This is a genomic window from Humidesulfovibrio idahonensis (assembly GCF_054657715.1).
In genome coordinates this window covers 927,973-950,833 of record NZ_BAAHYE010000003.1, presented here as the reverse complement: position 1 = coordinate 950,833, position 22,861 = coordinate 927,973, and the positions used below count along the sequence as shown (strand labels likewise).

Below are 22,861 nucleotides of genomic sequence, written 5' to 3'. Positions count from 1 at the left end.
CCATCCCGTGCATCGGTGCGGACGATAGCCGCCCCGGCGTCCCGGCACAAGTCCCGGGGGCGGCGATGCATGAGGCCTGACCTCGGGCCAGCCAGGAGGTTGGGCAGGATATCGGGCAGGATATCGGGCAGGATGCAGGACAGGATGCCCGGCGGAAAGCTAGGCGGGCAGTAGGCGGAAAGCCAAGCGGGAAGGAGGCGGGGGCCAGCCAGGATGCCAGCCAGGATGTCGGGCAGGATGTGGGCAGGAGGCATGCGGAAAGCCCGGCGGAACGTCTGATCCCAGACCGGGCATGAGGGCGGGAGGGCCGGGCGCAAGGTCTGGCAAGAGGCCAGGCCGGAGGCCGGAGACGAGGCCGGGACGTTCCGGCTGTCCCCCCGGCTCAAACAAAAAGCCCCCGGATCGCTCCAGGGGCTTTGTTGTTGCGTCGGGTCAGGGGCCGGTTTGGCTAGGCGTTTTCCAGCTCATGCATCAGGGCCAGCAGGTTCTCCGCCTGGGAGAGCAGCCCGCTCACGGCGTCGACGGCTTCGCTCATGGCCTCTGCGGTTTCGGAGGCGATGCGGTTGATGTCGTCCAGGGAGCGGTTGATCTCCTCGCTGGCGGTGGACTGCTCGCCGCTGGCGGCGGCGATGCTGCGCACCTGCGTGGACGAGCTTTCCACCAGGGAGACGATGCCGGTCAGGGCCTCGCCGGACTCCTGGGCCAGCTCCGTGGCCTGCTCGATGCGCTGGTTGGCGAGGTCCACGCTCGTGATGTTCTCCCGCGTGCCCTGCTGGATGCCGCTGATGGCCTGGGCCACTTCCCTGGTGGCGGCCATGGTCTTTTCGGCCAGCTTGCGCACTTCGTCGGCCACCACGGCAAAGCCGCGACCGGCGTCGCCCGCGCGGGCCGCCTCGATGGCGGCGTTGAGCGCCAGCAGGTTGGTCTGGTCGGCAATGTCGTTGATGACGCCCATGACCTGGCCGATGCCGTCGGCCTGCTTGCCCAACTGGCCCATGTTGGTCTTGAGCCCCTGGGCCTGGGCGTACACGTCCTTGATGGCCTTCACGAGGTTGTTCACCACGTCTGCGCCGTCCTGGGCCTTTTGCTTGGCCTGGTCCGCGGCCTCGGCCGCCTGGCCGGCGTTGCCCGCAACGGTCAGCACCGTGGCGTTCATCTCTTCCATGGCCGTGGCGGTCTCGTTCAGGCGGTCCTTTTGCAGATCGGACCCCTGGCGCGAGGAATCGATGCGGGCGGAGAGTTCGCGGGTGGCGCCGCTGATGGCCTGGCTCACGTCGCGCAGCTTTCCGGCGGCCTGCAGCAGGCCCGCGCGGGTGGCCTCGGCCGCCTGGCGCTTGGCCTCGTCGGCCTCGGCAACGGCGGCGCGGGCCACGTTGGCCTCGTCCTCGGCCAGGCGCGTGCTCTTCTCGGCTTCGCCGATCTTGTCGCGCAGGGCGACGACCATCTTCTCCATGGCGCCCTGCAGGGTGCCCATTTCGCCGAAGAACGCCTCGTCCGTGCGGGCGTTCAGGTCGCCCCCGGCGATGTGCCCGGCCATTTGCGAGAGCTTGGCGATGGGCCGGGAGATCATGCGCACGATGAGGAACACGAGGACGCTGAGCGCCACAACCAGGCCGGCCATGATGCCCGCCAGCCAGACGCGCAGGGTGGCCACCTTGGCGTGGATGTCGTCTACGTAGAGCCCTGTGCCGACGATCCAGCCCCAGGGCTTGTACAGGCGCACAAAGGAAATCTTGGGATAGGTCTCTGTTGTGGCGCCGCCGCCCTTCTTGGGCTTGGGCCACTCGTAGGCCACAAAGCCCTGGCTGCTCTTCTCGCAGACTTCCGCAAAGGCCTGAAACAGATTCTTGGCGCCGCCGGGGTAGTCCTGGCTGGGAGCCTCCACGTCGTCGCCCGGCCAGAACATGGTGGCCTTGTTGAACTTGGCGTCGTCCAGCACCTTGCCCTCAAGGGCGGGCACCGTGGGGTGCATTATGGTTGTGGGGAAGGGCTTGTCGTTGTTGGTGATGAAGAAATACTCGTTATTGCCGTAACGCATGTTGCGCAGGCGCGCGGCCGCGCGCTTCCGGCCTTCCTCGGGCGAGAACTCGCCCTTTTGGATGCGCGCCTCATATTCCGCGATGAGCGAGGTCGTCATGTCGATGGTGTCGGTGAGGCTGTCGCGTCGCGCCTTGAGCAGGTCCTGCTCGTAATACGGCAGGAAAATGAAGAAAACCGCAACCAGGAACAAGCCAAGAATGCAGCCGAAAAGGGTGTACAGCTTGGTGGAGGTCTTCGTGTTCAGCAATTTTTCGCGCAGCATGGAGGCTCCTCAAAAGGTGGATTGAAGACATCGCGGGAAGGCATGCCCTGCCCGTTGTTCTGTGCGGCGTCTCGTTTGGCGCTTTGGCTTTCTCTCTCAGCATCCCTGCGGGAATGGATCGGCCCACTCCAGGCATCATATCGGCCGGATGCGTCGGCAGGTGTAGGGAGCCATACGTAATAGTTATCAGCAAAGGACTATCGACGCAAGCAACAGGCCGTGATTGCCGCGTCTTTTGCCGAAAAAAAGGCCGGCCCCCCTGCGGGAACCGGCCTTGTGCAGACGAGAGGCGCTTGCGCCGACTAGTCGGTGACGAGCATGACGTTGGAGGCCTTGACCATGGCCTTGACCTCGGAGCCCTGCTTGAGGCCCATGGCCTTGACCGAGTGGGCGGTGATGACGGACACGACCTCGATGCCGGGGGCCACTTCGACCACGACCTCGGCGTTGACGGGACCCATGGTGATCTCCTTGATCTTGCCGGGGATGAGATTGCGGGCGCTGACCTTCATGGTTTGCTCCTTGGCTTGGGGTTAGGGGGAAGAACGCGCACGTTCATGGAGGCAATGTGTCACGAAAAATATAATTTCCGTCAACACAGTCCGCAAAAGGACAGTAAAATAATCGGCCCCGGTGGGGTGTCTCCTACAAAAATGTCGCAACGGCGCAAAAAAGCCGGCCTTCCGAACGGAGGACCGGCCTGGGGGAATGTCTGTTCGCTGCGTCCTAGTCGGTGACGAGCATGACGTTGGAGGCCTTGATCATGGCCTTGACCACGGAGCCCTTCTTGAGGCCCATGGATTTGACCGAGTGGGCGGTGATGACGGACACGACCTCGATGCCGGGGGCCACCTCGACCACGACCTCGGCGTTGACCGGGCCCATGGTGATCTCCTTGATCTTGCCGGGAATGAGATTGCGGGCGCTGACTTTCATGACGGTCTCCTTGTGTTGCGCCAACGCCTTGGACGGCGCTGGACCATTGGCATCTACGTAGCACATCCGCGCGGGGCGTCAATGCCCCAGACGGAGAAATACGCAGAAAGGAGCAGGCGCGGCGGCGGCGCCGGTCAGCGGCGGGGCGCGGTGGCGGCCTCGTGGTCGATGACGGCGGACAGCCCGTACTTCTTGATGCGGTAGCCTATTTGCCGGGGGGTGATGCCCAGGTCCTCGGCGGCCTTGTACTGCACCCAGCCGTTGCGCCGCAGCGCGGCCAGCACCTCGCTGCGTTCCATGGCCTTGAGGGAGCTTATGCCCGGCTGGGGCCGCGCCGCCGCCATGCCGCGGTCGGGCTGGTGCAGACCGGCCTGGATGGGGCTCTGGCTCAGGTAGGGCTTGAGGAAGGTGGCGTCCACGCGTTCGCCATCGCTCATTATGACCAGCCGCTCGATGAGGTTCTCCATCTCGCGCACGTTGCCGGGCCAGTCGTAAAGCGTCAGGTCGGAAAGGGCCCGCGGGGTGAAGACCACGCTGCGGCTGTACTCGCGCGCAACCTTGTCGATGAAGTGGTTCAGCAGGACCGGGATGTCCTCCTTGCGCTGGCGCAGGGGCGGCACCTGGATGGGGAACACGGACAGGCGGTAGTACAGATCAGGGCGGAAGGCTCCGCGCTCGGCCAGTTCGCCCAGGTCGCGGTTGGTGGCGGCCACCACGCGCACGTCCACCTTGCGGGTGGTGTTGGAGCCCAGGCGCTCGAACTCGCGGTCCTGCAGCACGCGCAACAGCTTGGCCTGAATGCCCAGGGGCAGCTCGCCTATTTCGTCGAGGAAGATGGTGCCCTCGTGGGCGTCCTCGAAGCGGCCGGGCTTGGAGCCGACAGCGCCGGTGAAGGCCCCGCGCTCGTAGCCGAAGAGCTCGCTCTCCAGCAGATTCTCGGGGATGGACGCGCAGTTGACCTTCATGAACGGGTGGCCCTTGCGGCCGGAAAGCTCGTGGATGACGCGGGCGATGAGCGTCTTGCCCGTGCCGGACTCGCCCAGGAGCAGCACCGTGGCCTTGGTGGGGGCCACCTTGCTCACCTGATGCTCCACGTCCTGCATGGACTGGCTTTTGCCGACGATGTACGGGCCGCGCTGCTCGCGGGTTATCTGCGAGCGCAGGGACAAGTTCTCCCGTACGAGGGCTTCCTCGCGCGCCTTGATCTTTTCGTTCAGGGACAAAAACTGGCCGATGAGCGTGGCCACGACCGTGAGGAAGCTCAGGTCCTCCTCAAAGGCCACCTCGTCGCCGAAGAGCCTGTCCACGTTGAGCACGCCCAGGCAGCGCCCGTGGGAGGTGATGGGCACGCCGATGAAGCTGACGCGCCCGCGCTCCAGGTGGCGGGAGCCGGTCTTGTCCAAAAACAGGGGCTCGCGGCGGATGTCGGGCACGATGTACGGCTTGCCGGTCTGGAAGATGAGGCCGGTGACGCCCTCGTCCAGCTCGTACACGCCGCGCTGGCGCTCCTCGCGGCTCAGGCCGTGGGAGGCGGTGATGGCCAGCCGCTCGTTTTCCGGGTCCGCCAGGGTGATGGTGGCCCGTTTCATGGACAGGGTTTCAGAGAGTATGCGCAAGACCTCGGACAAGGCCCTTTCAAGGTCGAGCGCCGTGTCGATGATCTGGCAGATGGACGAGAGCACCTGGAGCTTCAGGTTGCCGAGCATGAGCGTCATGCGCGGGGTAAAGCAATATCAGTGCCGTTGCGGTGTGGATGGGATTGTGTGTGATATAACCATGCGGTTTAGCTCTTGTTGTCTTTGAAAAGCGGAGATGCGGGGCGGTTTATCGGAAAGACAAAAATGACAAATATGCAAATTTGGAGCTGTGGCGTATCACAGGAATGCGAATAGCGTCGGGCCCGGGCCGTGGCCGGCCTCGTGCCTGTTTTGGTCAGGCGCGCGCCGCCGCCGCCCGCCCCTCGGCATAGGCGCCGAAATGCGTGGCGAGCAGCATCTCGCGCGCGGCCGCGCCGCCGGCCGGGCCGTCCTCGAACACGCGCACCTCGCGCACCGCGCCGGTTTCGTACAGGGCCACGGCCCCGCCGAACTCCAGCACGTCGTCCGGGTCGTGGGTGATGAGCACGGTGGGCGCGCCCGCGGCCAGGCACAGCGCCCGGACCTCTTTGCGCATGCGCCGCCGCAACAGCGGGTCCAGGGCGGCAAAGGGCTCGTCGAGCAGCAGCACCTTGGGACGCCGCGCCAGGGCGCGCATGAGCGCCACGCGCTGGCGCTGCCCGCCGGAGAGCCTGCCGGGACGAGCCTTGGCCAGGTCTTCGAGCCCGGCCAGGGCCAGCAGCTCGGCCACGCGCGCCTTGCCCGCCGCGTCGAGCCGGCCGCACAGGCCGTGGCTGAGGCCGAAGCCGACATTCTCCGCGACCGTCAGGTGCGGGAAAAGCGCGTAATCCTGAAACACGTAGCCCACGCCGCGCTCCCGCGCGGGCAGGTTGACCTTGGCGGCGGAGTCGAAAAGAACCTCTCCGTCCAGCGCAATGCGCCCGGCGTCCGGGGGCAGCAGCCCGGCCACGGCGCGCAGGGTCACGGTCTTGCCCGAGCCCGAGGGCCCGAAAAGCACAGTGGAGCTGCGGTCGGAGCTGAAGCGGGCCGCAAGGGTGAAGCAGCGCCCGCTGCCCCGCAGGGTCTTGGAGATGTCGATTTCGAGCGTCATGCCGCGTTCCTTAGGGCTTGATTCCCGTTGCGCCGGAGGCGTCGAACAGTTGCGCGGGGCAGGGGATCTCCGCCACGGAGATGCTGCTCGCGGCGGAGAGCATGAGCTCCTCGGCCAGGTCCGGCGCAGTGCGCGCGGCCAGCAGGGTGGCAAGGGCCAGGGCGCCGATGAGGGGACGCAGATGCGACATGGGGGACCTCCTTTGTTTGCGTTATGCGTGCTTGTGGTTGAGAAGCTTGCCCGAGGCCAGCAGCAGGGTCACGCAGACCAGCGAGGTGAGGATGACCAGGAAGGTGGCCTCGTCCTCGCGTCCGGCCTGCACGGCTTCATAGACGGCCAGGGAGAGGGTTTGGGTACGCCCCGGCAGGTTGCCGGCTATCATCAGCGTGGCGCCGAACTCGCCCATGGCCCGGGCCAGGGCCAGCATGGTGCCGGAGACGATGCCCCGCCAGGCCAGCGGCAGGGAAACGCGCATGAACACCCGCGCCTCGCCCGCGCCCAGGGTGCGCGCAGCGTTCTCCAGGCCTTCGTCCACGCCCTCAAAGGCCGTGCGCGCGGCCTTGCACACCAGGGGAAAGGCCACCACGCTGGCGGCCAGGGCCGCGCCCTGCCAGGTGAACACCAGGGTGAAGTCGAAGCGCTCCAGCAGCCACTGCCCCACAACCCCCCTGCGGCCGAAAAGCACCAGCAGGTAATAGCCGATGACCGTGGGCGGCAGCACCAGAGGCAGCGTGCACACGGCGTCGAGGACCTCGCGGCCGGGCAAGCCGCGCCGCGACAAAACGAACCCGGCGGCCACGCCAGCGGCGCAGGCGCAGGCCGTCGCGGTCAGCGCGACCTTGAGGGTCAGCTGCAGCGGTATGGCCGCGTTGGCAAGAAGCAGGAGCAGGCTTTCAGGCACTGGGGGGCCTCCAACTGGAACAAAAGGGATACGTCGCCTCGCGCGGGCGGGGTTCGCATGGCCCGGGGCAGGAGTCCTCAGGACTCGGCTCCGCTGCCGCGCTTACTCCTCCTGCCGTGCAAAGGCAATCCACATCCGGGGCGAAACCATGGTGCGGCGTTGCCATCCTCTTAAACACAATCACAAAACGCCCAAAAGTTCCTTGTCCGTCAAGGGGCGGCCCAAATGCTCGGCCAGGGCGCGCACGCGGCCCACAAGGCCGTTGTCGCCCACGCCCGCGCCCAGGCGGGCCATGGCGGCCTTGAGCGCCGCGCCGCCGCTTTTGGCGCCCACGCCCACGCGCCGGTGCGCGCCGACGGTCTCCGGCGCAAAGGGCTCGAAGAGCGCGGGATCGCGCAGCAGGCCGTGCACGTGGATGCCGGACTCGGCCGCGAAGATGTCTTCGCCCACCACGGGCCGGTTGCGCGCCACCGTGGACTTGGACGCCTGCGCGGCCAGCAGGCACAAAGCCCGTAAAACCAACAGGTCGTAGCCCTTGGCGGCGTTATTACATTTTTGTTGCATGATCCAAGCGGCCACCTGCTCCAGCGGAGCTATGCCCGCGCGCTCGCCCAGCCCCAGGGCGGAAACATCCACAAAGGCCGCGCCGCACTCCAGCGCGGTGACGGCGTTGGCCGCGGCCATGCCCAGGTCGTTGTGCGCGTGCAGGGCAATGGGCACGGGCAGGGCGGCCACGAAGCGCCGCACCAGGTCCGCCGTGGCCAGCGGGGTCAGCAGACCCACGGTGTCGGACAGGCGCACCCGCGCGGCCCCGGCCTCCACAGCCGCGCGCGCCAGGCTCAACGCCTCGTCCGGGTCGGCCCGGGAGATGTCCTCCAGGCCGACGGTGATGTAACCGACGCCTTCCGCCTTGGCCGCGGCCACAACGGCGCGCACCCGCGCGGTCATCTCCGCCAGGGTCAGGCCCAGGCGCTTTTCGCGGTGCAGGGCCGAGGACGGCGCGCCGATGTTCAGCCTGTGCAGCAAACCCGCGGCGGCCAGCCTGGCGGATTCGCGCACGTCGGCCTCGCGGCAGGGGCACCAAAGGGAGAGGGCCGGGCCGCCGTTCTCCGGCGCGGGCAGGCCGGCCTGGGTCCAGGCCAGAAATTCCGCCAGGTCCGGCTGCCCCGCCCAGCCGCATTCCAGCTCGTCCACGCCGGCCGAGGCCAAAAGCTCGGCCATGCGCCGCTTGGCGCCGCCGCCAAAATACACGCCGTATGCCTGTGCGCCTTCCCGCAGGGTGCTGTCGATCAACATGTCGCGCTCCTTGTTCTGGGAAGGGCAACTGCACCTCTGGTGCCAGTTGGCGCAATGCGCACAATCGCCTGCTAAATCGACATATTAACCTGTGGTCGGATGGCGGCGCAGTCTGCATACAAAAGTGTAGTAACGACAATTTTCGTATGTAGGCCAATGTCGGAAGTGTAGCTCACTTTGAGGCCTGTGGCGAGAAAAAACCGCTGATATCACGCAGTTGCCATAAAACGTGAGTCCTGGCACGGCCCTTGCCTTATGCTCCGCGTCCACCAACCAAAACCGAGCGGAGGAATTGAACATGAAGAAGATGAGAAAGGTTGCCATTTACGGCAAGGGCGGCATCGGCAAGTCCACCACCACGCAGAACACCGTGGCCGGTCTTGTGGAAATGGGACGCAAGGTCATGGTCGTGGGTTGCGACCCCAAGGCCGACTCCACCCGCCTGCTGCTTGGCGGCCTGGCCCAGAAGTCCGTTCTCGACACCCTGCGCGACGAGGGCGAAAACGTGGAGCTCGAGGACATCCGCAAGCGCGGCTTCGGCGACTCCTGGTGCGTGGAGTCCGGCGGCCCCGAGCCCGGGGTCGGCTGCGCCGGCCGCGGCATCATCACCTCCATCAACATGCTCGAGTCCCTGGGCGCCTATCATGAGTCCGAGGACCTCGACTACGCCTTCTACGACGTTCTGGGCGACGTCGTGTGCGGCGGTTTCGCCATGCCCATCCGCGACGGCAAGGCCGAGGAAATCTACATCGTCTGCTCCGGCGAGATGATGGCCATGTACGCCGCCAACAACATCTGCAAGGGCATCATGAAGTACGCGCAGAGCGGCACCGTGCGCCTGGGCGGCCTTATCTGCAACAGCCGCAATGTCGACAACGAAAAGGAGATGATCCAGGAGCTGGCCCGTCAGATCGGCACCCAGATGATCTACTTCGTCCCCCGCGACAACATGGTGCAGCGCGCCGAGATCAACCGCAAGACCGTCATCGAGTTCGACCCCGCGGCCGGACAGGCGCAGCACTACCGCAACCTCGCCAACGCCATCGACAAGAACGAGATGTACGTCATCCCGAAGCCGCTCGAGATGGACGCCCTTGAGAAGCTGCTCATGGACTTCGGTCTCATGGAAGCCGTTTAACACCCCACACACGAGAGAGAGCGAGGAGGATTCATTATGATCATGGTGAGAGCAATTGTCCGTCCCGAGAAGTCCGACGACGTCCTGGCCGCCCTCATGGACGCGGGCTTCCCCGCGGTGACCAAGTTTTCCGTCGCCGGCCGCGGCAAGCAGCGCGGCATCAAGATCGGCGAGGTGACCTACGACGAGATTCCCAAGACCATGCTGGTGAGCGTGGTGAAGAACGCCGACCGCGACTTCGTCATCGAGACCATCATGACCGCCGCCCGCTCCGGCAAGAAGGGCGCGTTTGGCGATGGCAAGATCTTCGTCTCCCCCGTGGACGAGGTCTACACCGTGAGCTCCGGCGTTTGCGAAACGGCCACTCCCGAGGAGGCGTAGCCCCATGAAGGAAGTCGTTGCAGTGGTGCGCATGAACATGATGAACCGCACCAAGCAGGCCCTTACCGACGCCGGCATCGACGGCTACTTCGCCCACGAGGTGCTCGGACGCGGCGTCGGCCTGGCCAACCCCCATGTGCTTGAGGGCGCGGCCAGCGGGTACGAGGAAGCCGTGGCCCTGCTTGGCGAGCGCGGCAAGCTCTACCCCAAGCGCATGATCACCGTCGTGGTTCCGGACAAGGACGTGAAGGCCGTGGTCAAGACGCTCATCGAAGTGAACCAGACCGGCAAGCCCGGCGACGGCAAGATCTTCGTTCTGCCCGTGGGCGACGCCGTGCGCGTGCGCACCGCCGAAACCGGCGAAAAGTCCATCATCTAACGGGCCACTCTCTAAAGCTAAGGAGCCTTCAACCATGGCCACAAAGAACAAGCTCGTGCAGTGGACCCCCACCGACGTCAAGGAGGAGTTGCTCAAGAAGTATCCTCCCAAGGTGGCCCGCAAGCGCGCCCAGTCCATACTCATCAACGAGGCGCTCTCCAACACCACGCCTGAGATTCAGGCCAACGTGCGCACCATTCCGGGCATCATCACCATGCGCGGCTGCACGTACGCGGGCTGCAAGGGCGTCATCATGGGCCCCACGCGCGACATCGTGAACATCGTGCACGGGCCCATCGGCTGCAGCTTCTACGCCTGGCTCACCCGCCGCAACCAGACCGACGCGGGCGAGAAGGGCGAGAACTACATGCCCTATGCCTTCAGCACCGACATGCAGGACTCGGACATCATCTTCGGTGGTGAGAAGAAGCTCAAGGCCGCCATCCAGGAAGCCTACGACCTCTTCCATCCCAAGGGCATCTGCGTGTTCGCCACCTGCCCGGTCGGCCTCATCGGCGACGACATCCACGCCGTAAGCCGCGAGATGAAGGCCAAGTTCGGCGACTGCAACGTCTTCGCCTTCTCCTGCGAGGGCTACAAGGGCGTCTCCCAGTCCGCCGGCCACCACATCGCCAACAACCAGGTCTTCAAGCACCTGGTGGGCACCGGCGGCGAGGCCAAGCAGGGCGAGTACAAGATCAACCTGCTGGGCGAGTACAACATCGGCGGCGACGGTTTCGAGATCGACCGCATCCTGAAGCTGTGCGGCATCACCAACATCGCCACCTTCTCCGGCAACTCCACCTACGACCAGTTCGCCACGGCGAACGAGGCCGACCTCTCCTGCGTCATGTGCCACCGGTCCATCAACTACGTGGCCGACATGCTGGAGACCAAGTACGGCATCCCCTGGATCAAGATCAACTTCATCGGCGCCGAGGCGACGGCCAAGAGCCTGCGCAAGATCGGCCAGTACTTCGGCGACAAGGCCCTCATCGACCGCATCGAGGAAGTCATCGCCACCGAGATGGTGAAGGTGAAGGAAGTGCTGACCGAGCTGAAGCCGAGGACCGAGGGCAAGACGGCCATGCTGTTCGTGGGCGGCTCGCGCGCGCACCACTACATGGAGCTCTTCAACGAGCTGGGCATGAAGACCGTGAGCACCGGCTACGAGTTCGGCCACCGCGACGACTACGAAGGCCGTCACGTCATCCCCGACCTCAAGGTCGACGCCGACTCCCGCAACATCGAGGAGATCGAGGTCGAGGCCGATCCCGAACTGTACAACCCGCGCAAGAGCCCCGAACAGTTGAAGGCCCTTGAGGACAAGGGGTTTGAGTTCAAGGACTACAAGGGCCTCATCCCCGATATGGAGAAGGGCACCCTCATCATCGACGACCTGAACCAGTACGAGGCGGAAAAGCTTGTGGAGATCATCAAGCCGGACCTCTTCTGCGCGGGCATCAAGGAAAAGTACTCCATCCAGAAGCTCGGCATTCCGCTGAAGCAGCTGCACAGCTACGACTACGGCGGACCCTACGCCGGATTTGTGGGCGCGGTGAACTTCTACAAGGAAATCGACCGCTTGGTTAACAGCAAGGTCTGGAGCTACATGAAGGCCCCCTGGCAGGAGAACCCTGAACTCTCGGCCACTTACGTCTGGGAATAGCGAGGATTACCATTATGTTGCTCAGACACACACCCAAGGAAGTCACCGAGCGCAGCGCCCTGGTCATCAACCCGGCCAAGACCTGCCAGCCCATCGGCGCCATGTACGCGGCCTTAGGCATCCACGGCTGCCTGCCGCACAGCCACGGCTCGCAGGGCTGCTGCGCCTACCACCGCAGCGCGCTCACCAAGCACTACAAGGAGCCCGTCAGCGCGGCCACCAGCTCCTTCACCGAGGGCGCCAGCGTCTTCGGCGGACAGGCCAACCTGCTGCAGGCCATCGAGAACATCTTCACGGTGTATGAGCCCGAGGTCATCGCCGTGCACACCACCTGCCTGTCCGAGACCATCGGCGACGACATCAAGCAGATCCGCGACAAGGCGGACAAGCAGGGTCTCATTCCCAAGGGCAAGCACGTCATCTACTGCAACACGCCCTCGTATGTGGGCAGCCATGTGACGGGCTTCTCCAACATGGTGAAGGGCATGACCGAGCTCTCCACCAGCACCGGCAAGAAGAACGGCAAGGTCAACGTCATTCCCGGCTGGGTCGAGCCCTCGGACATGGAGGAGATCAAGCGTCTGGCCGCGCTCATGAACGTGCCCATCACGCTGTTCCCCGACACCTCCGGCGTGCTCAACGGCCCCCTTTCCGGCGAGTACCACATGTTCCCGGAAGGCGGCGTGACCATCAAGGAGCTCATCGAGGCCGGCGACGCCGTAGGCACCCTGGCCCTGGGCGAGTGGTGCAGCGCGGACGCCGCCCGCAACCTGGACACCAAGTGCAAGGTGCCCTGCAAGGTGCTGGACATTCCCTTCGGCCTGGCCGCAACCGACCGCTTCATCGACGCCCTGCGCACCATCGCGGGAACCAGCGTGCCCGAGGAGATCAGCCGCGAGCGCGGCCAGCTGGTGGATATGATCAGCGACACGCACCAGTACTATTACAAGAAGAAGGCCGCCATCTACGGCGACCCCGACCAGGTCATCAGCATGGTGGAGTTCCTGGTGTCCATCGACATGTGCCCCGTGCACGTGGTCACCGGCACGCCGGGCAAGAAGTTCGAGAAGCGCATCAAGGAGCTGACCGCCCACCTGCCCTATGAGGTGAACGTCCGCGCCGCCGGCGACATGTTCCTGCTCCATCAGTGGATCAAGAACGAGCCCGTGGATCTGCTCATCGGCAACACCTACGGCAAGTACATCGCCCGCGACGAAGACATCCCGTTCCTGCGCTGGGGCTTCCCCATCCTGGACCGCGTGGGCCATCAGTACTTCCCCACCGTCGCCTACAAGGGCGGGCTGCGCCTGCTCGAAAAGATCCTGTGCCTCTTCCTCGACCGCAAGGATCGCGACGATTCCGAAACCGTGTTCGAGCTGACTCTGTAACACTCCGCGTCTCCCGGCCGGGGAATTTGTCCCCGGCCGGGGGCCGGTAACCGCAAAACAAATCGGAGTCCCCATGTCCTGCGCATCCAAGAAGCCCAAGAGCACAAAGCCCGGCTGCATGCACCTGCCCGTGGCGCCCCGCGCCAACGCCCGCCGCCGCTTCGGCGAGCCGGAAAACCCCGGCCGCGCCCTGGGACCGGCCGACGTGCTGCAATGGCTGGAGCGCGTGCTGGCCGACGGCGTGGTCCTTTCCGGCGTGGGCATAAGCGGCCCCGGCGAGCCCCTGGCCGAACCAGCCCCCGTGCTGGAGACCCTGAAGGCCGTGCACGCAGGGCACCCGGAGCTGGCCCAGAGCCTGACCACCAACGGCTTGTGGGCCCAGGACGCGGACATCAAGGCCCTGGCCAAGGAATTGGTCCAGGCCGGTCTCTCCAAGGTCACCGTGCTGGTCGACGCCATCGACCCCGTCATCGTGGAGCAGGTGTACGCCTGGATCCGCCCGGGCCGGCGCACCGTGCCGCTGCCCCAGGCCTCCACGCTGCTGGTGGACGCCCAGGCCAGCGCCATCCGCGCCTTCCGCGAGGCCGGGCTGTTCGTCACCGCGCGCATGACCGTGTACGCGGGCATCAACGACGCCCACGTGGAAGACGTGGCGGGCGTCATGGCCAGCCTCGGCGCAGACCTGTTGCAGCTGGTGCCCTTTGTGCCCGGCAAGACGGCAGCCGTCATGGCCCCGGTTCCCGCGGCCCCGGCTTCCGGCTGCGCGCCCTCGGCCTGCGCCTCTTGCGGCACGGCCTCCACCTGCGCCTCCAAGGCCCCGGCCCCGGCGCCGGAGGAAGAAAGCGACGAGGCCGCGCCCCTGCCCAGCCTGGCCCCGGGCCGGTTGGACGAGCTGCGCACCCTGGCCGCCCGCTACATCGCCCTGGTCCCCGGCGAGGACTCCTGCGGCGAAGACATTTTGTGGATGGAGCATGCGGGCGAGGCCGGCGTGCTGAGCGAATGCGCCCCGGCGCTGCCCACGCCCGTGGGCGCGCGCGTCAACGTGGCCGTGGCCAGCTCCGGCGGCATGGACGTGGACCTGCACCTGGGCCAGGCCATCAAGTTTCTCATCTTCGGCCCCCGCGCCCAGGACGGCCTGCCGAGCCTGCTCGGCGTGCGCGACGCCCCGGAGCCCGGCGGCGGCGACAAGCGCTGGACCGACCTGGCCGAGACCCTGGGCGACTGCTTCGCCATCTTGGCGGCCAGCGCCGGGGCCCACCCGCGCGAGGTCCTGGCCGAGGCCGGAATCACCGTGCTCACGGCGGAGACGGACATCAAGGGCGCCGTGGACCTGCTTTTCGGCGGGGGCAAAAAAAACGGCAAAAAGCGCGTCAAGGCGAACTAACCCCCTAACCTCAAGCTTCAAGGAGTTCAGCATGGCCCTTCCCGAGAAACTCATCCTCGTTTGTCAGAGCTTCCGCCTCGGCAAGGAGCCCAAGGGCATCTGCCACAAGCAGACCGACGGGCTGCTGCAGTACATCGAGGAAGGCATCCTCGACCGCGGTCTGGACGTGCAGGTGGCCACCACCGGCTGCCTCAAGCAGTGCGAAAAAGGCCCCATCCTGGTCATCCAGCCCGACAACCTCTGGTTCAAGGGCGTGAACAGCGAAGAAGCCATCGACGCCATTCTGGACGGCATCGAGGCCGGCGAGCCCGCCGCGGACTACCTGCTCTCCTAACCCGGGAAGGCAGACGGACAGGCGGCAGGGGCGGCATGCAGGCAACCACGGGACAAAGCGAGAAAAGAGCCATGACAGAGACAGCGACGGCCACCTGCGCGGAGCGCCCGGCCATCTTCGAGGAACGCAAGGACCAGATCCACCGCACCGGCTCCGAGCCCTTCAGCATGGCCTGCAACCGCGACAGCCTGGCCGGGGCCGTGAGCCAGCGCGCCTGCGTGTTCTGCGGCTCACGCGTGGTGCTCTATCCCATAGCCGACGCCCTGCACCTGGTGCACGGGCCCATCGGCTGCGCCGCCTACACCTGGGACATCCGCGGAGCGCTGAGCTCCGGCCCGGAGCTGCACCGCCTGTCCTTCTCCACGGACCTGCAGGAGCTGGACGTCGTTTTCGGCGGCGAAAAGAAGCTCGCCAAGGCGCTGGATGAACTCATCACGCGGCACAGCCCCAAGGCCGCCTTCGTCTACTCCACCTGCATCGTCGGACTCATCGGCGACGACCTGGGTGCCGTGTGCAAGGCCGCAAGCCTGCGCCACGGCATCCCGGTCATCCCGGTGCAGAGCGAGGGCTTCAAGGGCAACAAGCGCGAGGGCTACCAGGCCGCGTGCAAGGCCATGCGCACCCTGGTGGGCACCGGCGACACAAGCGGCATCAGCCCCCTTTCCGTGAACATCATGGGCGACTTCAACCTCGCGGGCGAAACCTGGATCATCAAGCGCTACCTGGAGCGCATGGGCATTCAGGTGGTGGCGGGCATCACGGGCGACGGCCGGGTGGACGACATCCGCCGGGCGCACGGCGCGGGGCTGAACATGGTGCAGTGCTCCGGCTCCACCCAGGACCTGGCCAAGATGCTGCGCGACGACTTCGGCATCCCCTTCATCCGCGTCAGCTGGATCGGCATCGAGGACGTGGCCGAGAGCCTGTACGCCGTGGCCGAGCATTTTGAGCTGAAGCACCCGGAGCTGGCCGCCGGGTTGGTTGCGCGCACGGCCGATCTGGTGCGCGAGGAGCTTTCAAGCCTCATGCCCAAGCTCGCGGAATACCGCCGCGACCTGGAAGGCAAGCGCGCCGCGGTCTACGTGGGCGGCAGCTTCAAGGCCTTCTCGCTGGTCAAGGCCTTCCGCCACCTGGGCATGGAGGTGGTCATTGTGGGCAGCCAGACCGGCACCGAGGAAGACTACCGCGAGCTGGCCGCCATCTGCGCGCCCGGCACCATCGTGGTGGACGACGCCAACCCGCTGGAACTCTCCGCCTTCATCAAGGAGAAGGACGTGGACATCTTCGTGGGCGGCGTGAAGGAGCGGCCCATCGCCTTCAAGCTCGGCGTGGGCTTTTGCGACCACAACCACGAGCGCAAGATCGCCCTGGAAGGCTTCGAGGGCATGCTCAATTTCGCCAAGGAGGTCCACTCCTCGGTCATGAGCCCAATCTGGCGCTTTGTGCCCCGGCGCGAATGCGGCCTGAACGTGAGCGAGAGCAGCCCGGAAATGCAGGGAGCGAGGGGGTAGCCATGACCAAGGACATCGCGGACGACATCGTGCTCGACAGCCTGAACGACTACAAGGGCGAAAGCCACGTGGCCACCACCAACGCCTGCAAGCTGTGTACGCCCCTTGGCGCGACCATCGCCTTCAAGGGCGTGGAGGGGGCCATTCCCTTCCTGCACGGCAGCCAGGGCTGCGCCACCTACATGCGCCGCTACATCATCAGCCATTTCCGCGAGCCCATGGACATCGCGTCCTCGGCGCTGGGCGAAAAGAACGCCATCTACGGCGGCGGCCCCAATCTCAAGAAGGGCCTGTTGAACGCCATGCAGAAGTACGGCGCCAAGGTCGTGGGCGTGGCCACCACCTGCCTCACCGAGACCATCGGCGACGACGTGGCGCGCATTCTGACCGAGTTCCGCGAGGAGTTCGGCGACCTGCCCCTGGCCGACGTGGTGCACGTGTCCACGCCCAGCTATTCCGGCACGCACATGGACGGCTTCCACGGCGCGGTGAAGGCCCTGGCCGACCAGCTGTGCCCCGGCGGCCTGCCGGACAAGGCCGCGCCCACGGGCCGCGTGAACCTCATGCCCGGCATGGTCTCCCCGGCGGACATCCGCCACCTGCGCGAGATCTGCCTGGGCTTCGGCATCACGCCCACCATGCTGCCCGACTACTCCGAGACCTTGGACGGCCCGGCCCTGCTGGAATACGAGAACATCCCCTCCGGCGGCACGTCCGTTGCCGAAATCCGCGCCATGAGCGGCTCCGCGGCCAGCATCGAGTTCGGCCGGGCCATAACGGCGCAGGAGACGGCGGGCACCTCCCTCGAAAGCCGCTTCGGCGTGCCGCTGCACCGGCTGGGCCTGCCCATGGGCATCCGCGAGACCGACGCCTTCTTCAACGCGCTCAAGCAGATCACCGGCAACGAGCCCCCGCGCGAGCTCTCCCTTGAGCGCGGCCGCTACATCGACTCCCTGGTGGACGGCCACAAGTACGTGTCCGGCATGCGGGCGGTGGTCTACGGCGAGGAGGACCTCATCATCGGCCTCACCACCTTCCTGGCCGAGATAGGCGTGAAGCCGGTGCTGGTGGCCACGGGCGCCAAGAAGCGCGGCGTTGCCGAGCACATCAAGGCCGCCTGCGGCGACGTGCTGCGCGAAATGCCCATCGTGCGCGAGGGCGTGGATTTCTTCGACATCGTGGACGAGGCCGCCGCGCTTTCGCCGGACATTCTGGTGGGGCACAGCAAGGGCCAGAAGGCCGCGCGCGACTGGAACATTCCGCTTCTGCGCTGCGGCTTCCCCATCCACGACCGCTTCGGCGGGCAGCGCATGCTGCACCTGGGCTACCGGGGCGCGCAGAGCCTCTTCGACCGCCTGGTGAACATCGTGCTCGAAAAGAAGCAGACCGACTCCGACATCGGCTACGGATACCTCTAGTCCCCGCACTCATTCAGGAAAAGGAGCCGACCATGAACGTCCTCATCGATCCCAAGAGCGTCAAGCACCCCTGCTTCAACAAGGCCAGCTCCGGCTCCTGCGGGCGCGTGCACCTGCCCGTGGCCCCCAAGTGCAACATCCAGTGCAACTACTGCAACCGCAAGTACGACTGCGTGAACGAGTCGCGCCCGGGCGTGACCAGCGGCGTGCTCAAGCCCTACCAGGCCTTTGAGTACACCAAGCAGGTGCTCGACAAGGAGCCGCGCATCACGGTCATCGGCATCGCCGGCCCCGGCGACCCCATGGCCAACCCGGCGGAGACGCTGGAGACCATGCGCCTGATCCACGAGACCTACCCGCACATGCTCTTCTGCCTTTCGTCCAACGGCCTGGCCATGCCGGAGTACGTTGACGACCTGGCGGCCCTCGGCGTCACCCACGCCACCATCACCATGAGCACCATCGACCCCGAGATCGGCGCCAAGATCTACTCCTGGGTGCGCGACGGAAACGTCGTCTACCGCGGGCGCGACGCCGCGGAGCTGATCCTCTCGCGTCAGCTGGCGTCCATCGCCGCGCTCAAGGCGCGCGGTCTGGCCGTCAAGGTCAACACCATCATGATTCCTGGCGTGAACACCATCGAAAACGGCGCGCCGCTCAAGGCCGTGGCCGAGAAGGCCCAGGAGCTCGGCGTGGACCTCATGAACCTTATGCCCATGCACCCCACTGCGGGAACGCCGTTCGGCGAATTGCCCGAACCCACCAAGGAGGAGGTCACCGCCGTACGCGACGTGATCGGCCACCTGGTGCCGCAGATGACCCATTGCCGTCGTTGCCGGGCGGACGCCGTAGGACTTCTCTGCGCCGACCGCTCCGGTGAACTGGGCGGCGTCCTGGCGGCCTGCGGGAAGCTGCCCCCGCAGGGCCAGGACGATCGTCCGTATATCGCCGTCGCCTCGCGCGAGGGCCTGCTCATCAACCAGCACCTGGGCGAGGCCAAGCGCTTCCAGATCTGGGGCAAGGCCGAAAACGGCGGCTTCCGTCTCGTGGAGGAGCGCCCGGCTCCGGGCCTTGGCTGCGGACCTTCCCGCTGGGAGGACTTGGCCAAGCTGCTGAGCGACTGCCGGGCCGTGCTTGTGGGCGCGGTGGGCGAAACCCCGCGCAAGATCCTCACCGAGCGCGGCGTGGTGCCCGCGGCCTGCTCCGGGTTCATCGAGGACGCCCTGCGGGTGGCCTACGGCGAGCGCGGCGTGGGCGGGCTGGAGGTGCTGCGCGCCAAGGCCGGCGGCTCCGGCAAGCAGTGCTGCGGCGCGGGCGACGGCTGCTAGGCCGCATTGGCCGGGTCATCCGGGACCCGTGGGCGACGGCCGGGCGCGCTGCGCCGGAGGTTTTATGGATGCTTTGACTCTTTTCGGCCTCGTGGCCGTGAGTTTGATGCTGCTGTTCTATGCCTTGGAGGACAGGAGCCACTGGTTCGTGCTGGGCTTCGCCGGTTCCTGCGTCCTGGGCTCGGCCTACGGCTTTTTGCAGGGCGCGTGGCCCTTCGGCCTGGTCGAGGGCGTGTGGAGCCTGGTGGCGGCCAACCGCTGGCGCAAGCTGCGCTTCGGCTGAAAATGTTTTGATGGTTGGCGTTGGCTGGACACGGCCCCCTGGAGCGTTGGCGCGTTCCCGGGGGCTTTTTCGCGTCTAGCGCACAAAACGCAGGTCCTGGATGTAGAGCGTCACGCCCTCCTTGGGCAGGCGGCGGGCTTCCGCGCCGATGCAGATGTCCTCCACGCTGTCCGGCCGCAGCACCAGGTCGCCGGGGGCGAAGCCTTGGCGCGCGGCTTCTTCCGGCCAGCCGGGCAGCGGGGCCAGGGTGCCGTAGGGCAGGCGCAGCCGTTTCCATTCCGTGCCGATGACGAAGGAGCCGAAGAAGCGGTCGCGGGCGCGCGGGTTCTCGGTGTTGGAGCTGCCGATGGTCAGCAGCCCGGCCACCGGGCGCGAGGCGCGGATCAGCAGCGTGATGGCCCGCGTCTTGTACAGGTTGCGGCGCACGCCGCTGGCCAGCCCCACGCAGGTGCGAAGGCCGGGCTGTTTGTCCGGGCCGGGCCTGGGGCGGATCTCCACCTGGAACGTGTCGGGCGCGCCGTCCGCTCCGGAAACGGAGACGGTCACGTCCGCCTCTGCGCTGGCCGTGGCGCCCAGGGGCCAGGTGGCATCGCCGGGCCGGGCCTGGTCGCCGGGTTCGGCGCGCAGGGCGGGCAGGGGCTCGGCCTGTGTGGCGTCGGGCAAAAAGAGGCAGAGCAGGGCCAAAAGCAGCGGGATGAGCAGCGGCGCGGGGCATCCCGACCGGGCAGGGCGCTGTGTTGCCGTCTCGGAACCTGCCGTGCCGGCGTTTGCCGAACCGGAGTCCGCCGGGGCAGGGGCGGCCAGTCGTGCTTGCGGCGCACCCTGCTGGAACGGCCAGCTCAATTGTCGACGAACTGGGCGACGAGCTGGACGACGAATTGGGCGGGCAAGGGGCCGGGCAAGGGGATGGGGAAGAGGGCGGCCAAGGGGGCGGCCAGTCGGCCGGTCTGTCGGCCGGTCTGGTACCCGATTCGGCTGCGGCGCAGCAGGGGCGTGGGGAAGGCATCGGCGCAACGGAAGCTCCTTGGGCGGACGTTGCCGGGAGTCTAGCCCGCGGGGGCGGAGCGGCGCAAGGCGCAAAAAGGCAGCCCCCGGCGGATCGTGCGGACGCGCGGGGGCTGCGGAGGGCTGCGGGGGATGTTGCGCCGGGCGGGGTGTGTGGAGCTCCCGCCCTGTTGGAACTATGCCCGCGTCTTCGCCCTGATGAAAACGCAGTCGGGTGCCGTCAGCCGATAAAATCCTTCACGTACTTCAAGGCCAGGAACACCAGCAGGCCGGAGAGCATCCACTTGATGTAGCGGGCGGGCACGTGCTTTTGGCAGCGCGCGCCCAGGTACATGCCCGCCATGCCGCCAATGCCGAACAGGAAGCCGAGCATCCAGTCGGGCGCCACGGACATGGTGGGGTAGAAGGGGGCAATGGCCTGGTAGAAGGCCACCCCGGCCACGCTTGTGATGAAGGTGCCCATGAGCGCCGCGCCCGCCACCGTGTACACCGGCAGGCCGAAGAACGACACGAAGAACGGCGCGATGATGGCCCCGCCGCCGATGCCGTATGTGCCGCCGATGACGCCCACGATGAGCGACAGGCCGAGGATGCCGAAGGTCGGCACGTCGTAGGTCTCGCCGTAGAACTCATAGGCTATGCGCGTGGAGGTGAAGCGCACCACCCGCACGGCGGCCAGCTTTTCTCCGCAGGCTTCGCGGCTCTTGGCCTTTTCGCAAAAGCGCGCCACCTGCTCCTGGAAGCGCTTTTCGGCCGCGGCCGCGCCGCTGGTCTGGCCCTTCATCTGCTTGATGAGGTCGCGCACCATGCGCAGGCCGATGTACAGCAGCACCAACGCGGCGAATAGCTTGAAGTTGCGCGCGTCGGGCAGGTACTGCACGCGGATGTACGCGCCCAGGAACACGCCGGGCAGCGTGCCCACGATGACCACCCAGGTCAGGGGCCAGACCATGCGGCCCTCGCGGATGTAGCGCCACACGCCGCTGGGTATGGCCACGATGTTGTAGAACTGGTTGGTGGAGCTCACCGACGGGTTGACGTAGCCCAGCACGCTCATTTGAAAGGGCAGCAGCAAGAACGCGCCGGAAACGCCGCCCATGGAGGTGAAGAACGAAAGGACAAGGGACACCAGCGGGGGGACCCAGGGCTGCACTTCGATGCCTGCGACCTGGAAGAGCATGGCGACCTCCTGTGAGGCGGCCGGGCGGCGTGGGCCGCGCCGGGTTGCGGGACACTTGTTGTCACGCGAAATAGAATTTTCGTGACTTCAAAATAAGACAGCTCCCGCGCTTTGTCACGAAAAAAATTGCGCCAGGTTGAGCAAAGGCGTATTTTTCTCAAAGTTCCGGCCTTGGCAGGCGCGTTGTTTCCCCCTAAGCTTGCCCACAGCCCGTAAACTGTAAAGACAAAACGAGCAGCGCATGACCACGCCCGGATCAAAAGCCCAATCCACAAGCGCCAAAACAGCACCCGTGGCGGGCGCAGACGCCCGCTGCCTGGACGCGGCGCAGATCGTCCAGCTGGAACAGTCCTTCCGCTCGTGGATGGACGCCTCGCGCCGCCGGGCCGACTATGCCTCGCGCCGGCGGCTTTGGCTCATCTTTCTTTTGCTGCGCTCCACCGGGGCGCGCCTGGGCGAGGTGCTGAGCCTTGACCCCACGCGCGACCTGAGCCTGGAGCAGGAGCGCCCGGTGGCGCGCTTCGGCGGGGCGGATGGCCGCGAGGTGCCCCTGCCGGCCGATGTGACCCGCGCCCTGCGCGAGGCCCTGGAGGACCCGGAGCTGGCCGAGGGCGCCTCCCGCCTGTTCGACATGGACCAGGGCCACGTGCGCCGCAAGTTCTACGAGCGCGCCCAAGCCGCCGGGCTCCCGCGCGATCTGGCCAGTCCCAGCGTGCTGCGGCGCTCCCTGGCGCGGCAGCTCATGCGTCAGGACGTGCCCCTGCCCGTGGTGCAGCGCCTGCTCGGCCAGTCCTCGGCGGACCTCACCGCCGCCTTCTCCGACTACTCCGAGGTCGAGGCGGGCGACATAGTTGAGGAATACCTCAAGCGCGAAGAGCGGCGCAAGTCCAGCGCGCGCAACCGTTTCTTCGGAGCGGTCAGCGCGGTCGTCGCCGGTCCCGTGGTCTCCAGCGTGGAGATCACCAGCCTGGGCGGCTTCAAGGTCGTCAGCGTCATCACGCAAGAGAGCGTGCAGCGCCTGGGCATCAAGCCCGGCGTGCTGGCCACGGCGGACATCAAGGCCCCCTGGGTGCAGCTCACCGCGGGCGACGTGGAGCCCACGACCACGGCGGCCAACCGCTATCCGGCCATCGTGCGGCGCATTTTGACCGGCGAAGCGGCGGGCGACCAAGTCTCGGCCGAGATCATGGCCGAGCTTTCCGACGGCACCATGCTGGCCGCGGTCATCACCGCGGAGAGCGTGCGCCGCCTGGGGCTTGCCGTGGGCTCCCCGGTGTGGGCGAGCTTCGGGGCCTTCTCGGTGATTCTGAACTTCGGCTAGC

22 protein-coding genes are annotated in these 22,861 nt (G+C 66.5%); 12 read left to right on the top strand and 10 right to left on the bottom strand.

Annotated features, from left to right (window positions below; translation table 11 throughout):
- Positions 1 to 448: 448 nt before the first annotated feature.
- From ACYQ4W_RS10655 to ACYQ4W_RS10620, 8 genes are all read right to left on the bottom strand, one after another.
- The gene (locus ACYQ4W_RS10655; protein WP_459856251.1) at positions 449 to 2,302 is read right to left on the bottom strand and encodes a methyl-accepting chemotaxis protein; all 1,854 of its coding nucleotides are present in this window, start codon (positions 2,300 to 2,302) and stop codon (positions 449 to 451) included.
- 302 nt (positions 2,303 to 2,604) lie between these two features.
- Positions 2,605 to 2,814 (bottom strand): TOBE domain-containing protein, encoded by a 210-nt coding sequence (locus ACYQ4W_RS10650; protein WP_459856248.1) that lies wholly within the window; start codon positions 2,812 to 2,814, stop codon positions 2,605 to 2,607.
- Between the two features lie 214 nt (positions 2,815 to 3,028).
- Entirely contained in the window at positions 3,029 to 3,238 is a 210-nt protein-coding gene (locus ACYQ4W_RS10645) for a TOBE domain-containing protein (RefSeq protein WP_459856245.1), read from the bottom strand.
- A 134-nt stretch (positions 3,239 to 3,372) separates the two neighbouring features.
- Positions 3,373 to 4,953, bottom strand: coding sequence for a nif-specific transcriptional activator NifA (gene nifA / locus ACYQ4W_RS10640; RefSeq protein ID WP_459856242.1), 1,581 nt, complete (start codon positions 4,951 to 4,953; stop codon positions 3,373 to 3,375).
- 217 nt (positions 4,954 to 5,170) lie between these two features.
- Positions 5,171 to 5,944, bottom strand: coding sequence for a sulfate/molybdate ABC transporter ATP-binding protein (locus ACYQ4W_RS10635; RefSeq protein ID WP_459856240.1), 774 nt, complete (start codon positions 5,942 to 5,944; stop codon positions 5,171 to 5,173).
- 10 nt (positions 5,945 to 5,954) lie between these two features.
- Positions 5,955 to 6,134 (bottom strand): hypothetical protein, encoded by a 180-nt coding sequence (locus ACYQ4W_RS10630; RefSeq protein WP_459856237.1) that lies wholly within the window; start codon positions 6,132 to 6,134, stop codon positions 5,955 to 5,957.
- Positions 6,135 to 6,155: 21 nt separating this feature from the next.
- The gene (modB, locus tag ACYQ4W_RS10625) at positions 6,156 to 6,845 is read right to left on the bottom strand and encodes a molybdate ABC transporter permease subunit (protein WP_459856235.1); all 690 of its coding nucleotides are present in this window, start codon (positions 6,843 to 6,845) and stop codon (positions 6,156 to 6,158) included.
- Positions 6,846 to 7,025: 180 nt separating this feature from the next.
- Positions 7,026 to 8,141, bottom strand: a complete 1,116-nt coding sequence (locus ACYQ4W_RS10620) for a LeuA family protein (protein ID WP_459856232.1) — start codon at positions 8,139 to 8,141, stop codon at positions 7,026 to 7,028.
- Positions 8,142 to 8,448: 307 nt separating this feature from the next.
- On the opposite strand from ACYQ4W_RS10620, the gene nifH reads away from it, so the two are divergent.
- The 11 genes from nifH to ACYQ4W_RS10565 all read left to right on the top strand — a co-directional run bounded on the left by nifH (position 8,449) and on the right by ACYQ4W_RS10565 (position 19,354).
- Positions 8,449 to 9,279 carry a nitrogenase iron protein gene (nifH, locus tag ACYQ4W_RS10615; protein WP_459858536.1) on the top strand — a complete coding sequence of 277 codons (831 nt, stop codon included), beginning with the start codon at positions 8,449 to 8,451 and terminating at the stop codon, positions 9,277 to 9,279.
- Between the two features lie 33 nt (positions 9,280 to 9,312).
- Positions 9,313 to 9,660: a P-II family nitrogen regulator gene (locus tag ACYQ4W_RS10610; protein ID WP_459858534.1), complete on the top strand. Its 348-nt coding sequence runs from the start codon at positions 9,313 to 9,315 to the stop codon at positions 9,658 to 9,660.
- 4 nt (positions 9,661 to 9,664) lie between these two features.
- Complete coding sequence (locus tag ACYQ4W_RS10605; RefSeq protein WP_459856230.1) at positions 9,665 to 10,039, top strand: P-II family nitrogen regulator; 375 nt, start codon at positions 9,665 to 9,667, stop codon at positions 10,037 to 10,039.
- Between the two features lie 34 nt (positions 10,040 to 10,073).
- Positions 10,074 to 11,708, top strand: a complete 1,635-nt coding sequence (nifD, locus tag ACYQ4W_RS10600) for a nitrogenase molybdenum-iron protein alpha chain (RefSeq protein WP_459856228.1) — start codon at positions 10,074 to 10,076, stop codon at positions 11,706 to 11,708.
- 14 nt (positions 11,709 to 11,722) lie between these two features.
- On the top strand, positions 11,723 to 13,096 hold the full coding sequence (nifK, locus tag ACYQ4W_RS10595; RefSeq protein ID WP_459856226.1) for a nitrogenase molybdenum-iron protein subunit beta: 1,374 nt from the start codon (positions 11,723 to 11,725) through the stop codon (positions 13,094 to 13,096).
- Positions 13,097 to 13,169: 73 nt separating this feature from the next.
- Positions 13,170 to 14,480, top strand: coding sequence for a NifB/NifX family molybdenum-iron cluster-binding protein (locus ACYQ4W_RS10590; RefSeq protein ID WP_459856223.1), 1,311 nt, complete (start codon positions 13,170 to 13,172; stop codon positions 14,478 to 14,480).
- Positions 14,481 to 14,511: 31 nt separating this feature from the next.
- Positions 14,512 to 14,814, top strand: a complete 303-nt coding sequence (locus tag ACYQ4W_RS10585; RefSeq protein ID WP_459856221.1) for a (2Fe-2S) ferredoxin domain-containing protein — start codon at positions 14,512 to 14,514, stop codon at positions 14,812 to 14,814.
- 71 nt (positions 14,815 to 14,885) lie between these two features.
- Positions 14,886 to 16,325 (top strand): nitrogenase iron-molybdenum cofactor biosynthesis protein NifE, encoded by a 1,440-nt coding sequence (gene nifE, locus ACYQ4W_RS10580; RefSeq protein ID WP_459856219.1) that lies wholly within the window; start codon positions 14,886 to 14,888, stop codon positions 16,323 to 16,325.
- Positions 16,326 to 16,327: 2 nt separating this feature from the next.
- On the top strand, positions 16,328 to 17,743 hold the full coding sequence (locus ACYQ4W_RS10575) for a nitrogenase component 1 (RefSeq protein WP_459856216.1): 1,416 nt from the start codon (positions 16,328 to 16,330) through the stop codon (positions 17,741 to 17,743).
- A 32-nt stretch (positions 17,744 to 17,775) separates the two neighbouring features.
- Positions 17,776 to 19,071, top strand: a complete 1,296-nt coding sequence (locus tag ACYQ4W_RS10570) for a NifB/NifX family molybdenum-iron cluster-binding protein (protein ID WP_459856214.1) — start codon at positions 17,776 to 17,778, stop codon at positions 19,069 to 19,071.
- A gap of 64 nt (positions 19,072 to 19,135) precedes the next feature.
- Positions 19,136 to 19,354 carry a hypothetical protein gene (locus tag ACYQ4W_RS10565; RefSeq protein ID WP_459856211.1) on the top strand — a complete coding sequence of 73 codons (219 nt, stop codon included), beginning with the start codon at positions 19,136 to 19,138 and terminating at the stop codon, positions 19,352 to 19,354.
- A 75-nt stretch (positions 19,355 to 19,429) separates the two neighbouring features.
- Here ACYQ4W_RS10565 and ACYQ4W_RS10560 read toward each other — a convergent pair whose 3' ends face one another.
- Both ACYQ4W_RS10560 and ACYQ4W_RS10555 read right to left on the bottom strand, forming a co-directional pair.
- On the bottom strand, positions 19,430 to 20,038 hold the full coding sequence (locus tag ACYQ4W_RS10560; RefSeq protein ID WP_459856209.1) for a hypothetical protein: 609 nt from the start codon (positions 20,036 to 20,038) through the stop codon (positions 19,430 to 19,432).
- 541 nt (positions 20,039 to 20,579) lie between these two features.
- Entirely contained in the window at positions 20,580 to 21,539 is a 960-nt protein-coding gene (locus ACYQ4W_RS10555; protein ID WP_459856207.1) for a sulfite exporter TauE/SafE family protein, read from the bottom strand.
- 241 nt (positions 21,540 to 21,780) lie between these two features.
- Between ACYQ4W_RS10555 and ACYQ4W_RS10550 the strand changes: the two genes are divergently transcribed.
- On the top strand, positions 21,781 to 22,860 hold the full coding sequence (locus ACYQ4W_RS10550) for a TOBE domain-containing protein (protein WP_459856204.1): 1,080 nt from the start codon (positions 21,781 to 21,783) through the stop codon (positions 22,858 to 22,860).
- Position 22,861 lies beyond the last annotated feature (1 nt).

Excerpts from the sequence above, each read along its gene's own strand:
- ACYQ4W_RS10575 (WP_459856216.1), top strand. The coding sequence starts at position 16,328 with ATGACCAAGGACATCGCGGACGACATCGTGCTCGACAGCCTGAACGAC.
- ACYQ4W_RS10620 (WP_459856232.1), bottom strand. The coding sequence starts at position 8,141 with ATGTTGATCGACAGCACCCTGCGGGAAGGCGCACAGGCATACGGCGTG.
- nifK (WP_459856226.1), top strand. The coding sequence starts at position 11,723 with ATGTTGCTCAGACACACACCCAAGGAAGTCACCGAGCGCAGCGCCCTG.
- ACYQ4W_RS10590 (WP_459856223.1), top strand. The coding sequence starts at position 13,170 with ATGTCCTGCGCATCCAAGAAGCCCAAGAGCACAAAGCCCGGCTGCATG.
- ACYQ4W_RS10645 (WP_459856245.1), bottom strand. The coding sequence starts at position 3,238 with ATGAAAGTCAGCGCCCGCAATCTCATTCCCGGCAAGATCAAGGAGATC.
- ACYQ4W_RS10605 (WP_459856230.1), top strand. The coding sequence starts at position 9,665 with ATGAAGGAAGTCGTTGCAGTGGTGCGCATGAACATGATGAACCGCACC.
- ACYQ4W_RS10655 (WP_459856251.1), bottom strand. The coding sequence starts at position 2,302 with ATGCTGCGCGAAAAATTGCTGAACACGAAGACCTCCACCAAGCTGTAC.
- ACYQ4W_RS10635 (WP_459856240.1), bottom strand. The coding sequence starts at position 5,944 with ATGACGCTCGAAATCGACATCTCCAAGACCCTGCGGGGCAGCGGGCGC.
- ACYQ4W_RS10550 (WP_459856204.1), top strand. The coding sequence starts at position 21,781 with ATGACCACGCCCGGATCAAAAGCCCAATCCACAAGCGCCAAAACAGCA.
- ACYQ4W_RS10585 (WP_459856221.1), top strand. The coding sequence starts at position 14,512 with ATGGCCCTTCCCGAGAAACTCATCCTCGTTTGTCAGAGCTTCCGCCTC.
- nifE (WP_459856219.1), top strand. The coding sequence starts at position 14,886 with ATGACAGAGACAGCGACGGCCACCTGCGCGGAGCGCCCGGCCATCTTC.
- ACYQ4W_RS10570 (WP_459856214.1), top strand. The coding sequence starts at position 17,776 with ATGAACGTCCTCATCGATCCCAAGAGCGTCAAGCACCCCTGCTTCAAC.
- nifD (WP_459856228.1), top strand. The coding sequence starts at position 10,074 with ATGGCCACAAAGAACAAGCTCGTGCAGTGGACCCCCACCGACGTCAAG.
- nifH (WP_459858536.1), top strand. The coding sequence starts at position 8,449 with ATGAGAAAGGTTGCCATTTACGGCAAGGGCGGCATCGGCAAGTCCACC.
- nifA (WP_459856242.1), bottom strand. The coding sequence starts at position 4,953 with ATGACGCTCATGCTCGGCAACCTGAAGCTCCAGGTGCTCTCGTCCATC.
- ACYQ4W_RS10650 (WP_459856248.1), bottom strand. The coding sequence starts at position 2,814 with ATGAAGGTCAGCGCCCGCAATCTCATCCCCGGCAAGATCAAGGAGATC.
- ACYQ4W_RS10630 (WP_459856237.1), bottom strand. The coding sequence starts at position 6,134 with ATGTCGCATCTGCGTCCCCTCATCGGCGCCCTGGCCCTTGCCACCCTG.
- ACYQ4W_RS10555 (WP_459856207.1), bottom strand. The coding sequence starts at position 21,539 with ATGCTCTTCCAGGTCGCAGGCATCGAAGTGCAGCCCTGGGTCCCCCCG.
- ACYQ4W_RS10565 (WP_459856211.1), top strand. The coding sequence starts at position 19,136 with ATGGATGCTTTGACTCTTTTCGGCCTCGTGGCCGTGAGTTTGATGCTG.